At 66.5% G+C, this 13121-nt stretch carries 10 protein-coding genes; 7 read left to right on the top strand and 3 right to left on the bottom strand.

What is annotated here, in order from left to right:
- The first annotated feature begins 36 nt into the window (after positions 1 to 36).
- Positions 37 to 1176, top strand: a complete 1140-nt coding sequence (locus CVA01_RS04520) for an isocitrate/isopropylmalate family dehydrogenase (protein WP_244938151.1) — start codon at positions 37 to 39, stop codon at positions 1174 to 1176.
- A 150-nt stretch (positions 1177 to 1326) separates the two neighbouring features.
- Entirely contained in the window at positions 1327 to 2787 is a 1461-nt protein-coding gene (rpsA, locus tag CVA01_RS04515; RefSeq protein WP_014009771.1) for a 30S ribosomal protein S1, read from the top strand.
- A gap of 95 nt (positions 2788 to 2882) precedes the next feature.
- Here rpsA and CVA01_RS04510 read toward each other — a convergent pair whose 3' ends face one another.
- On the bottom strand, positions 2883 to 3659 hold the full coding sequence (locus tag CVA01_RS04510) for an SDR family NAD(P)-dependent oxidoreductase (RefSeq protein ID WP_141328969.1): 777 nt from the start codon (positions 3657 to 3659) through the stop codon (positions 2883 to 2885).
- 159 nt (positions 3660 to 3818) lie between these two features.
- Between CVA01_RS04510 and CVA01_RS04505 the strand changes: the two genes are divergently transcribed.
- A complete protein-coding gene (locus CVA01_RS04505; protein ID WP_141328967.1) occupies positions 3819 to 5846 on the top strand; it encodes a glucose PTS transporter subunit IIA in 2028 nt (675 codons plus the stop codon).
- A gap of 165 nt (positions 5847 to 6011) precedes the next feature.
- Here the strand turns inward: CVA01_RS04505 and CVA01_RS04500 are convergent, their stop codons facing one another.
- On the bottom strand, positions 6012 to 6941 hold the full coding sequence (locus CVA01_RS04500) for a MaoC/PaaZ C-terminal domain-containing protein (RefSeq protein ID WP_174775603.1): 930 nt from the start codon (positions 6939 to 6941) through the stop codon (positions 6012 to 6014).
- A 9-nt stretch (positions 6942 to 6950) separates the two neighbouring features.
- A complete protein-coding gene (locus CVA01_RS04495; RefSeq protein WP_014009775.1) occupies positions 6951 to 8285 on the bottom strand; it encodes a 3-oxoacyl-ACP reductase in 1335 nt (444 codons plus the stop codon).
- A gap of 252 nt (positions 8286 to 8537) precedes the next feature.
- On the opposite strand from CVA01_RS04495, the gene CVA01_RS04490 reads away from it, so the two are divergent.
- From CVA01_RS04490 to CVA01_RS04475, 4 genes are read left to right on the top strand one after another with little or no spacing between them, the layout of a single operon-like run.
- Positions 8538 to 9854: an acetyl-CoA C-acetyltransferase gene (locus tag CVA01_RS04490; protein ID WP_141328965.1), complete on the top strand. Its 1317-nt coding sequence runs from the start codon at positions 8538 to 8540 to the stop codon at positions 9852 to 9854.
- Positions 9855 to 9896: 42 nt separating this feature from the next.
- A complete protein-coding gene (gene coaE, locus CVA01_RS04485) occupies positions 9897 to 10493 on the top strand; it encodes a dephospho-CoA kinase (protein WP_014009777.1) in 597 nt (198 codons plus the stop codon).
- Between the two features lie 9 nt (positions 10494 to 10502).
- Complete coding sequence (uvrB, locus tag CVA01_RS04480) at positions 10503 to 12668, top strand: excinuclease ABC subunit UvrB (RefSeq protein ID WP_141328963.1); 2166 nt, start codon at positions 10503 to 10505, stop codon at positions 12666 to 12668.
- A gap of 18 nt (positions 12669 to 12686) precedes the next feature.
- Positions 12687 to 13121: a universal stress protein gene (locus tag CVA01_RS04475; protein WP_014009779.1), complete on the top strand. Its 435-nt coding sequence runs from the start codon at positions 12687 to 12689 to the stop codon at positions 13119 to 13121.

Raw genomic sequence — 13121 nt, 5'->3', positions numbered from 1 at the left:
ATCCTCCGCCGGAGCCCGACCACTATGCTGGCCACAATGACCGACCTCACACCGCAGCCTGCGTCCTCTGTCCCCTCCGTGACTCCGCAGACCGTTCGTCTGGGGTACTGGGACGGGGAGGGGATCGGGCCCGAGATCACCCCGCCGACCAGGCGGGCGGTCGAGCTGGCGCTCATGCCGGACGCCGTGACCGTCGACTGGGTGCCGTTGCTGCTCGGTGCGGAGGCCTACGCCACGACCGGGCAGATCGTCCCGGACGCCACCGCGACGACGGTGCAGGGTCTCGACGGCTGGGTCCTCGGACCGCATGACAATGTCTCCTACCCGCCCGAGGCCCGGGCGCAGCGCAATCCTTCCGCTGAGCTGCGGCTGTCGGCCGACCTCTGGGCCAATGTCCGGCCGGTGCAGGCACTGCCGGGATCGGTCACCCCGGAGCTGGATGTGGTGGTCGTCCGGGAGAACACCGAGGGCATGTACGCCGACCGGAACATGTACGCCGGTTCCGGTGACCTGCGCGTCACCGAGGACGTCGCCCTGGCCGTGGGCGTGTTCACCCGCCGGAAAATCCGTCAGATCACGGAGTACGCCGCAGCTGTCGCTCTGGGCCGTGGTGGGGTCCTCACCGTGGCTCACAAGTCGAATGTGCTCACCCGGACCTCGGGGATGTACCTGGAGGAGGCGGAGAGCGTTGCGGCGTCCACCGGAGTGGTGCTGCGTCCGGTCCACATCGACGCCCTGTGCGCCGACCTGGTGACCCGACCGTCCATCCACCGCACGATCGTCGCCGAGAACATGTTCGGTGACATCCTCTCCGACCTCACCGCCGCTCTCGGCGGCTCGCTGGGCACCGCCGGCAGCATCAACGCCGGAGGACGCCGCGCCATGGCCCAGGCCGCACACGGGTCAGCCCCCGACATCGCCGGGGCCGGGGTGGCGAATCCGGCAGGTCTGATGAATTCGGCAGCACAGTTGCTTCGTCACCTGGGGTTCACCGGTGCCGGGGAGTGGCTGTCGGTGGCAGTCCGTGAGGCGATGCTGCGCCGCCCGACGGTTGATGTGGCGTCAGTGGTCGGTGGGGCGGGTGAGGTATCTGCCGAGAAGCTCTCCCCGGCAAGTACCACGGAATACGCGGAAGAGGTGTTTGCACTGCTAGCGAGCCCTCGTGTAGGGTACTGAGCGTTACGCGCCTCTGTATGAACTTCTGAGCACGACCCTGGAGGACGCGGAGCCACGTCGGGGAAGTCGTGCAACCGTGTGATGCGGTGCGGTGGAACCGGCGGAGTCCTGTCCACAACGATAACTATCCGTTTCGGAGCACCTTCACCTATGCCCACCAACAACGTTCCTCAGGTTGCCATCAACGACATCGGCACCGCTGAGGATTTCCTCGCCGCCATCGACCAGACCATCAAGTACTTCAACGATGGCGACATCGTCGAGGGCACCGTCGTCAAGGTCGATCACGACGAGGTTCTCCTGGACATCGGCTACAAGACGGAGGGCGTCATCCCCTCCCGTGAGCTGTCCATCAAGCACGACGTCGATCCCGGCGAGGTCGTCGAGATCGGCGACGAGGTCGACGCTCTCGTCCTCACCAAGGAGGACAAGGACGGTCGTCTGATCCTCTCCAAGAAGCGCGCCCAGTACGAGCGTGCCTGGGGCACCATCGAGGAGCTCAAGGAGAAGGACGAGCCGGTCACCGGTACCGTCATCGAGGTCGTCAAGGGTGGCCTCATCCTCGACATCGGCCTGCGCGGCTTCCTGCCCGCCTCCCTCGTCGAGATGCGTCGTGTCCGCGACCTCCAGCCGTACATCGGCCAGGAGCTCGAGGCCAAGATCATCGAGCTGGACAAGCAGCGCAACAACGTTGTCCTGTCCCGCCGTGCATGGCTCGAGCAGACCCAGTCCGAGGTCCGCTCCGAGTTCCTGCACCAGCTCCAGAAGGGCCAGGTCCGCAAGGGCGTCGTGTCCTCCATCGTCAACTTCGGCGCCTTCGTCGATCTCGGCGGTGTCGACGGCCTGGTTCACGTTTCCGAGCTGTCCTGGAAGCACATCGACCACCCGTCCGAGGTTGTCGCCGTGGGTGACGAGGTCACCGTCGAGGTTCTCGACGTCGACCTGGACCGCGAGCGCGTGTCCCTGTCCCTGAAGGCCACCCAGGAGGATCCGTGGCGCGTCTTCGCCCGGACCCACGCGATCGGTCAGATCGTCCCGGGCAAGGTCACCAAGCTCGTCCCGTTCGGCGCCTTCGTCCGCGTCGAGGAGGGCATCGAGGGCCTGGTCCACATCTCGGAGCTGGCCGAGCGCCACATCGATGTCCCGGACCAGATCGTCACCGTCGGCCAGGACCTCATGGTCAAGGTCATCGACATCGACCTCGAGCGTCGCCGGATCTCCCTGTCCCTCAAGCAGGCTGACGAGGACTTCACCGAGGAGTTCGACCCGTCCAAGTACGGTATGGCCGACTCCTACGACGAGCAGGGCAACTACATCTTCCCGGAGGGCTTCGACGCGGAGACCAACGAGTGGATGGAGGGCTTCGACGCCCAGCGCGAGGCCTGGGAGGCCCGCTACGCCGAGTCCGAGCGTCGTCACAAGCTGCACGCCGCCCAGATCGAGCGTCACCGCGCCCAGGCCGCCGAGGCTGCCGAGGCCGGCGAGTCCGGTTACTCCTCCTCCAGCGATGAGGCCGCCGAGGCGCCCGCTGCCGAGGCTGTCTCCGACTCCGGCTCCCTGGCTTCCGACGAGCAGCTCGCTGCTCTGCGCGAGAAGCTGGCCGGCAACTAGTCTGCCGCAGCGCCGCTGTTCCGTTGCTCCGGAACACTGCTGAAAGCCCCCGTGGATCACTCCACGGGGGCTTTTGCGTGCCCTGGTTCGGGCTTCTAGGGCGTGAGCCTGCCCATCAGCGCCGCCATCGCGGACGCCGTCTTCACCGGCATGATCCGCGACAGGGTGTCCATGAGCCGGGCGTCCTTCCCGATGATGACGTGGGCCTTCCCGGTCTCCACCGCCTTCACGATCTTCGACGCCGCGTCCTGCGGTGAGGTGAGGAACTTCGCGGCCTTGGCACGCTTTTCCGGATCATCGGCACCGTCTACGTCGACCCCCGAGTTCGCCGTGATGTCCGTGTTCACCCCGCCGGGGAACACGACGGACACGCTGACGTCTGTCTTCCGCAGCTCGGTGCGTAGCCCTTCGGTGAACAGTTTCACCGCGGCCTTCGAGGCGCCGTAGGCACTCTGTCCCGGGACCGGGACCAGACCACCCATGCTGGAGACATTGACGACCGCGGCTTCCGGTCGGCTGAGTAGGCAGGGAAGGAATGCCTCGACTGTGTTCACCGTGCCCCAGAAGTTGACGTCCATGACCCTGGTGAAGGTCTCCCGGTCCAGGTCGGCGATGTCGACGAAGTCCTGGACGATCCCGGCGACATTCACCACCGCGTCCACCGGGCCGGTCTGTTCGGCGAGCGCACTGAGGGCGTCGCGGTCGGTGATGTTCAGCTGGTGAGGGATGAGGTGGTCGGACGCTTCCAGTGCATCGGTGTGCAGGTCGACGGCATGGACAGTCGCCCCCTTGTCGATGAGCTGGCGGGCGACCTCGCGGCCGATTCCGGCCCCACCTCCGGTGATGACGGCGCTTTTTCCCTTGAGTTCCATGGTGCCGAGTGTGGCAGAGTGCTGGCGGGAACGGGGGCACTCGTGCTCCCGGCAGGTGCGGCGGGGGTAGGTGGTGGGGGATTCCTTCCGGGGGTGGCCGGGCCTACAGTGGCTGAGGAAACCACATTCTCTCCCCCTTTCTGAAAGGCCAGGACCGCGATGCCTTCCTCGACAGACACTTCACGGAGCATCCTCAGGGAGGTGGGCGGTGCGGACAACGTCGCCAACCTCACCTACTGTGCGACCAGACTGAGATTCCAGCTCCATGACCGGTCACAGGCCGATCTCGACGCACTGGAGAACACCCCGCAGGTTCTCGGTGTCGTGCCGCAGGGCGGTGACGGCGTCCAGGTGGTGATGGGAGGTGGCGTCGCCGAGTTCTACAACGCCATCGTCAAGGAGCCGGGGATGGGGGATACGGACTCCACCCCCGCGAAGAAGGAGTACGGGGGAGTCCGGGGGAAGTACGACTGGATCAACTACTGCTTCGAGTTCCTCTCGGACACGTTCCGCCCGGTGCTGTGGGCGCTGCTCGGTGCGTCCCTCATCATCACCATGCTGGTGCTGGCGGACACCTTCGGCTGGCAGGACTTCCGCGCCGACATGGCGGACCAACCGGACGGCTACGTGCTGCTGCACGCCATGTGGCGGTCGGTGTTCTACTTCCTGCCGATCATGATCGGTGCGACCGCCGCCCGGAAGCTCGGCGCGAATGAGTGGGTGGGTGCGGCTATCCCTGCCGCCCTGCTCACCCCGGAGTTCATTTCCTTGGGCGAGCCGGAGGATGTCGTCCACATCTTCGGTCTGCCGCTGGTGCTCAACGACTACTCCTCGCAGGTCTTCCCTCCGCTTATCGCGGCCATCGGCCTGTACTGGGTGGAGAAGGGGCTGAAGAAGATCATCCCCTCTGCGGTGCAGATGGTCTTCGTCCCGTTCTTCTCGCTGCTCATCATGATCCCGCTGACCGCCTTCCTGCTGGGGCCGTTCGGTATCGGTATCGGCAACGGCATCTCCAACTTCCTCGAGTGGACCAACGACCTCTCGCCGTTCATCCTGGCGATCGTCATCCCGCTGCTCTACCCCTTCCTGGTTCCGCTGGGTCTGCACTGGCCGCTCAACGCGATCATGGTGCAGAACCTCGCCACCCTCGGCTACGACTTCATCCAGGGCCCGATGGGTGCCTGGAACTTCGCCTGCTTCGGCGTGGTCACCGGCGTCTTCCTTGTGTCGCTCAAGGAGAAGAACAGGAGTATGCGGCAGGTGTCGCTCGGCGGCATGATGGCAGGCCTGCTCGGCGGCATCTCTGAACCCTCGCTCTACGGTGTGCTGCTGCGCTTCAAGAAGACCTATTTCCGTCTGCTGCCCGGCTGTCTCGTCGGCGGCATCGTCATCGGCATCTTCGACGTCAAGGCCAACGCGTTCGTGTTCACGTCGCTGCTCACAATCCCGGCGATGGATCCGTGGGGCGGCTACGCCCTGGGCATTCTCGCAGCTTTCGTCACCTCGATGCTGCTGGTGGTCTTCTTCGATTACCGCGGTGCGGACGAAAAGGCGCAGGTTCTGGAACAGCTCGACGCTGAGCGTGAAGCCGCCAGCGCCGCAGAGGACGCCCGGATCGAAGAGGCGGCCGTCGCTGCCGGAACCGCGCACATCAAGCCCGCGTTGCGTCCCGGTGCGGTCACCGTCGTCACCGCGCCCGTCGAGGGCAAGGTTCTGCCGTTGTCCGAGACCCCGGATGAGGCCTTTGCAAGCGGAGCCCTGGGCGGTGGCGTGTGCATCGATCCGACCGGTGACACCCTGCTCGCCCCGGCAGACGGGAAGGTCCTCACCGTGCAGAAGACCGGCCATGCGATCGGACTGCGGCTGGACTCGGGCATCGAGCTGCTCATCCACATCGGTATCGACACGGTGAAGATGGAGGGCGACGGCTTCGAGAACCTCGTCGAGAAGAAGCAGCAGGTTGCCGCCGGAACTCCGCTGATCCGCTTCGACCGGGCGAAGATCGAGGCCGCCGGCTACTCGCCGCTGACCCCGGTGGTCGTGGTGAACTCGAAGAAGTTCGCCTCGGTGGAGGGGATGGCCGCCCCCATCGCCGCTCCCGGTGACGACATCATCACCGTCACGGCGAAGGAGGCAGAGACGGAGGCGGCTACGGCGGACGCCGCGGAGGCCGGCGAGCGACCGTAGGTTCACGCCCGGCCCTGCGGCCGGGCGTACTCAATCATGACGTTTCGGGTGTCCCCGTTGTATCGAAGATTCCAAAACGTCCTGATCGTGTACGCAGAACGCCACCTGTGGTGGTGGGGTAGTAGTTCCCACCGACCACAGGTGGCGTAATGCTGAGGTGACCTGCTAGACCGCCTCGATGCGGGCGACAGCGTGCAGGGTCTCCAGCTTGGAGGCCTTGCGCAGCTGGACGTCCCAGGCACCGGAGGAGTCCTTCGCGGTGAACTCGGCGACCTTCGCCGGCAGCGTGACCGGCTTGGCGAACTCGATGGAGAAGCGGGAACCGCCGGTGGGCAGCTCACCCTCCAGGGAAGCGAGGACGGACGCGGCCGACCACATGCCGTGGGCGATGGTGGACGGGAAGCCGAAGGCCTTCGCGCCGAGGCCGGAGACGTGGATCGGGTTCTTGTCGCCCGAAGCGTCCGCGTAGACCTTGATTGACTCGCCGGTGGCGGTGAGGGTGGCGGACGGCGTCGGGTCCGCGGGGATCTCCGGGCGCTCGAACAGCGAGCCGGAATCCTCCTCGCGGGCCTTCACCGCGGCGTCGGCGGAGCCGGAGAGCTTCGCACCCTTGGCGAGGAAGCCGGAGGTCTGGGTCCAGACCGGGGCCTCACCCTCGCCCCCGACGAAGACCTCGGTGACCATGTCGATCAGCAGGCCCTTGCGGTGCGGACGCAGGTTCTCCGCGTGGGTGCGGATGGTGAACTCGTCGTCCACGGTCAGCGGGCGTGTCTGCTCGATGACGTTGGTGAGGTGCACCGCACCGACGGCGTTGAAGGGGTAGTCCGGGGTGGTCATGACCTTCATCGCCAGCGGGAAGGAGAGCACGTAAAGGTACGTGGCGGGCAGCTCGTTGGCCAGGCGCAGTCCGGTGGACGCGCAGTAGGCACCGAGGTGCTTCACGTTGACCTTCACGCCCTTGACCTCGAAACCGGTGGCGGGGTCGGTCTTCGCCGAGCGCTTCGTGCCCACGCCAGGGACGAGGTCCTTGGCGGCGGACTTGTACTCGGTCATCAGCTCCGGGATGGCCGGGAGCTCCTTGTAGGTGACAGTCACGGTGACCTCCTAGGCGCCCATGAGGTGCTGGCCGCAGACGCGGAGGTACTGACCGGTGACCGCGCCGGAGGCGTTGCCGGCGAAGAAGCCGACGCCCTCGGCGACGTCGATCGGCAGTCCACCCTGGTTGAGGGAGTTGAGACGCTTGCCGACCTCACGGGTGCCGGTGGGGATCTCGGCGGTCATCGCGGTGATGATGAAGCCGGGGGCGATGGCGTTGACGGTGATGCCCTTGGCGGCGACCTTCGGGGCCAGTGCCTCGGCGATACCGATCATGCCGGCCTTGGACATGGCGTAGTTGGTCTGACCGCGCTGGCCGGCGAGGCCGTCCATGGAGGACAGGGTGATGACGCGGCCGCCCTCGTTGAGGCCGCCGTTCTCCAGCAGACCCTCGGTGATGCGGATCGGGGCGAGGAAGTTGATGTTCTGGACCAGGTTCCACTTGCCCTCGTCCATGTTGGCGAGCAGCTTGTCGCGGGTGACGCCGGCGTTGTGGACGATGATGTCCACACCCTGGCCCCACTTCTCCTCGGCGTGCGCCTTGATCTTGTCGGCGGCGTCGGGGGCGGTGACGTCCAGCGGCAGGGCGGAACCCTTGACCTCGTTGGTGATCTCCGCGAGGGCCTCACCGGCGGCGGGGACGTCGACGATGATGACCTTGGCGCCGTCACGGGCGAGGACGCGGGCGATGTCGGCGCCGATGCCGCGGGCGGCACCGGTGACGAGGGCGACCTTGCCGGCGGTCGGGGCGTCCCAGGACTCGGGGGCATCGACGTGGGTGGCGTCGACGCGGATGACCTGGCCGTCGACGTAGGCGGACTTGCCGGAGAGGACGAAGCGGACCGGGGCCTCGAGGCCGGACAGATCGTCGCTCACGGCCGGGTCGACGTAGATGAGCTGGGCAGTGGCGCCGCGCAGCAGCTCCTTGGCCAGGGAGCGGACGAAGCCCTCGACGGCGCGCTGGACGATGCGCTCGTCGGCGTCCTCGATGAGCTCGGGGGTGGTGCCGATGACGAGGAAGCGGGCACTCGGGCGCACCTTGCGCATCTGGGGGTGGAAGAACTCGTAGAGCTTCTTGATGTCCTCAGGGGTCTTGATGCCGGTGGCGTCGAAGACGATCGCGGACTTCTTGATGTCGGTGTCGGCCTCGACGAACTGGAAGTCGGCGTCGAGGAACTTCCGGACACCGTCAGCCACGCGGCCCTCGCCGCCGATGACGACCGGGCCGTCGAGGGCGGGTTCACCCTTCTTGTACCGACGCAGCTTCTCGCCCTGGGGGACGCCGAGCTTACCGGCGAAGCTGGAGTTGATGATCTGTTCCAGCAGGCCCTTGTTGGAAGACAATGTACTGATCTCCTTGGTCTGTAGCAGTGTGTGGGTGAAGCAGTTATCCGAAAGCGTACCTTGTGGCCGCCCGAACAATGTATGTTCTCATTCGTACCCTAGCGTGTGACCCGGTACGCTGTCCTGCAAATCAGTGACAGGCACAACAAGGGTTCCACAACCCCGGATACGGCGTCCGGCGCTACCCCCACGGGTAGGCTGGCCGCCAGACACGGTACTGACCAGACAAACGACGACGGAGTGATTACCGACATGACCTCTTCCTCCCCTCGCAAGGTCGCCATTCTCGGCGGCAACCGCATCCCCTTCGCACGGTCCAACAAGGAGTACTCCAGCGCGTCCAACCAGGACATGCTCACCTCCACCATCAACGGCCTGGTCGCCCGCTACGGCCTGCAGGACGAGAAGCTCGGCATGGTTGTCGCCGGCGCCGTGCTCAAGCACGCCCGTGACTTCAACCTGACCCGCGAGGTCGTCCTCGGTTCCGCGCTCGACAATGAGACCCCGGCCTTCGACCTGCAGCAGGCCTGCGGCACCGGCCTCGCCGCCGCCGTCCAGGTCGCCGACGCCATCTCGCTCGGCCGCATCGACGCCGGCATCGCCGGTGGTACCGACACCACCTCGGACGCCCCGCTGGCCGTCAACGACGAGCTGCGCAAGACCCTCATCAAGGTCAACAACGCCAAGTCCACCCCCGAGATGCTGAAGCTGCTCGGTTCGGTGCGTCCCTCCCAGCTCGCCCCGGAGCAGCCGCAGAACGGTGAGCCCCGCACCGGCCTCTCCATGGGTGACCACCAGGCCATCACCACCCGTGAGCTCGGCATCACCCGCGAGGACCAGGACCAGCTCGCCGCCGAGTCCCACCAGAAGCTCGCCGCCGCCTACGACGCCGGCTTCTTCGAGGACCTCGTGACCCCGTACCTCGGCGTCCAGCGCGACACGAACCTGCGTCCGGACTCCTCCGTGGAGAAGCTGTCCAAGCTCAAGCCGGTCTTCGGCAAGAAGGACGCTGCCGCCCACGGCGCCCAGGCCACCATGACCGCCGGTAACTCCACCCCGCTGACCGACGGCGCCTCCGCCGTGCTGCTGGCCTCCGACGAGTGGGCCGCCGAGCACAACCTGCCGGTCAAGGCCTACCTGGTGGACTCCGAGACCGCCTCCGTGGACTTCCTCCACGGCCACGACGGACTCACCCCGGACGGCCTGCTGATGTCCCCGACCTACGCCGTCCCGCGTCTGCTGGAGCGCAACGGTCTGACCCTGCAGGACTTCGACTTCTACGAGATCCACGAGGCCTTCGCCGGCCAGACCCTGGCGACCCTCAAGGCCTGGGAGTCCGAGGACTACTGCAAGGACCGCCTCGGTCTCGACGCCCCGCTCGGCGCCATCGACCGCGCCAAGCTCAACGTCAAGGGCTCCTCGCTCGCCGCCGGTCACCCCTTCGCCGCGACCGGTGGACGCATCATCGCCACCGCCGCGAAGATCCTCGAGGAGAACGGCGGCGGCCGCGTCCTCGTCTCCATCTGTGCCGCCGGCGGCCAGGGCATCACCGCCATCATCGAGCGCTAGTTTCCGGTGTGCGGGCCAGGCTGCAGGGGTAGCCTGGGCCGCATGCACATCATCGGACTCACCGGAGGGATCGGCTCCGGGAAATCGACGGTCTCCGCCCGCCTCGCGGAACTCGGGGCCACCGTCGTGGACGCCGACCTCATCGCCCGCGAGGTCGTCGAACCAGGGGAACCCGCACTGGCGGAACTGGGGGAGGCCTTCACCGGTGTCATCCGCCCTGACGGCACCCTCGACCGCGCGGAGCTCGCCCGGCAGGCCTTCGCCTCGCAGCAGGGGACAGAGACCCTCAATTCCATCACCCACCCCAGGATCCACGAGCGCACCCTCCAGCAGTTCGAGGACGCCCGCGCCGCGGACGTCCCGGTGCTGGTCTACGACATGCCGCTGCTCATCGAGAACGGTCAGACCGACATGGTGGACACTGTCCTCGTCGTCGACGCCCCTGATGAACTGCGGATCCGGCGCCTGGTGGCGTACCGCGGTCTCGACGAGGAGGACGCCCGTCGACGCATCGCCGCGCAGATCAGCCGGGAGACCCGGCTCGCCGCGGCGGACGTGGTGCTCGACAACTCGCAGGACGTGGCGTCCCTGGTGAGTCAGGTCGATGAGTTCTGGGCGAGGTTGACCCACCGGTCCTAGAATGGGTCCATGGCCTTCGCAGCTGAACACCCCGTCCTCTCCGAATCCGAGTTCCGCCCGGTCGGAGAAGTTGAACGTACCGACTCTGCCTTCGATGTCATCAGCGAGTACGAACCCGCCGGTGACCAGCCTGCGGCGATCAAGGAACTCGACGAGCGGCTCAACCGGGGGGAACGCGACATCGTCCTCATGGGTGCCACCGGTACCGGCAAGTCCGCGACCGCGGCGTGGCTGATCGAGAAGCAGCAGCGTCCCACCCTGGTCATGGCCCCGAACAAGACCCTGGCCGCCCAGCTGGCCAATGAGCTGCGCAGTCTGCTGCCGAACAACGCCGTCGAGTACTTCGTCAGCTACTACGACTACTACCAGCCTGAGGCGTACATCGCGCAGACGGACACCTACATCGAGAAGGACTCCTCGATCAACGACGACGTGGAGAGGCTGCGTCACTCGGCGACCTCGAACCTGCTGTCGCGTCGTGATGTCGTCGTGGTCTCCTCGGTCTCCTGCATCTACGGACTGGGCACACCGCAGTCCTATCTGGACCGGTCCGTGGTCCTCAAGGTCGGGGAAGAGGTCGAACGCGACCGGTTCCTGCGGCTGCTCGTCGACATCCAGTACGACCGCAACGACGTCTCCTTCACCCGTGGTGCCTTTCGGGTGAAGGGTGACACGGTCGACGTCATCCCCGCCTACGAGGAGCTGGCGGTGCGCGTCGAGTTCTTCGGCGACGAGATCGACAGCCTCTTCTACATCCACCCGCTGACCGGCGATGTCATCCGGGAGGTCGAGGAGATCCGGATCTTCCCGGCCACCCACTACGTCGCCGGGCCGGAGCGGATGGAGAAGGCGATGGCCGATATCCGTGATGAGTTGGAGCACCGGGTCGCCGACCTGGAGAACCGGGGCAAGCTGCTGGAGGCGCAGCGGCTGCGGATGCGCACCGAGTACGACCTGGAGATGATCCAGCAGGTCGGTTACTGCTCGGGCATCGAGAACTACTCACGCCACATCGACCAGCGGGAGTCCGGGTCCGCCCCGGCGACGCTGATCGACTACTTCCCGGACGACTACCTCACGATCATCGACGAGTCCCACGTGACCGTGCCGCAGATCGGCGGCATGTTCGAGGGCGACATGTCGCGCAAGCGCAACCTGGTCGACTTCGGGTTCCGGCTCCCGAGTGCCCTCGACAACCGCCCGTTGACCTGGGAGGAGTTCGATGACCGCAAAGGGCAGTGCGTCTACATGTCGGCGACTCCGGGTAACTACGAGATCGCCGCGGCCGGTGGAGAGTTCGTCGAGCAGGTGATCCGTCCGACCGGTCTGGTCGACCCGAAGGTCGAGGTGCGACCCACCGACGGGCAGATCGACGACCTCATCGAGCAGATCCGGCAGCGGGTGGAGAAGAAGGAACGCGTCCTGGTCACCACCCTGACCAAGCGGATGGCCGAGGACCTCACTGACTACCTGCTGGAACACGGGGTGAAGGTGCGCTACATGCACTCCGACATCGACACCCTCAAGCGCGTGGAACTGCTGCGCCAGCTGCGGCTGGGGGAGTACGACGTGCTCGTCGGCATCAACCTGCTGCGTGAGGGTCTCGACCTGCCGGAGGTGTCGCTCGTGGCGATCCTCGACGCCGACAAGGAGGGCTTCCTCCGTTCGGAGCGCTCCCTGATCCAGACCATCGGCCGCGCCGCCCGTAACGTCTCCGGCGAGGTGATCATGTACGCGGACAAGATCACCGACTCGATGCAGTACGCCATCGACGAGACGGAACGACGCCGCGCCAAGCAGATCGCCTACAACACCGAGCACGGGATCGATCCGCAGCCGCTGCGCAAGAAGATCGCCGACATCCTCGACCAGGTCTACGAGAACCGTGGCGAGGACGGACCCGATGACGGAGCCACCCGGATGGACGGGGCGGCAGGGTCGACAGGATTCGGCGCCGACGTGGACATCGCGGCCGGCCCGCGGGGGGTCTCGGCGGTCTCCGGACGCGACGCCGGCAACCTGGCGCGTCCCGAGCTGGAGAAACTCATCGCCGACCTCACCTCGCAGATGCAGGACGCGGCCCGGGCGCTGAAGTTCGAGCTCGCCGGGCGGCTGCGCGACGAGATCGCGGACCTGAAAAAGGAGTTGCGTGGCATGGTCGAGGCCGGCCTGTGATGGGGTAATCTGGGCGCCATGAGCTACAGCACCATCGTTGTCGGCACCGACGGTTCAGAGTCTTCTCTTCTCGCTGTGCGACGGGCGGCAGCGCTTGCCGCCGCTTTCGACGCCACGTTGGTCATCGGCTGCGCCTATTACGCTGACCAGGACGCCGCAGTCCAGGCCGTGCGGATGGACTCGAAGACGGTCGTCGGCGATTCCCCGGCACAGCAGAACCTGGAGTCCGCGGTGGCCGCGGCGAAGGAGGAGGGCTGCACGTCCGTCGAAACCGCCATCAAGGCGGGGTCGCCGGTCGAGGCGCTGATGGGGATCGTCACCGACGTGAAGGCGGATCTCCTTGTCGTCGGTAACCGGGGGATCAACTCGCTGACCGGGCGGCTGCTCGGCTCCGTGCCGGCGGACGTCGCGCGTCAGTCCGATTGCGACGTCATGATCGTCCACACGGTGTAG

The organism is Corynebacterium variabile, assembly GCF_006539825.1.
Taxonomy (GTDB): domain Bacteria; phylum Actinomycetota; class Actinomycetes; order Mycobacteriales; family Mycobacteriaceae; genus Corynebacterium; species Corynebacterium variabile.
The sequence above is the reverse complement of the archived record's forward strand: the minus strand, read 5'-3'. Positions and strand labels throughout refer to the sequence as shown.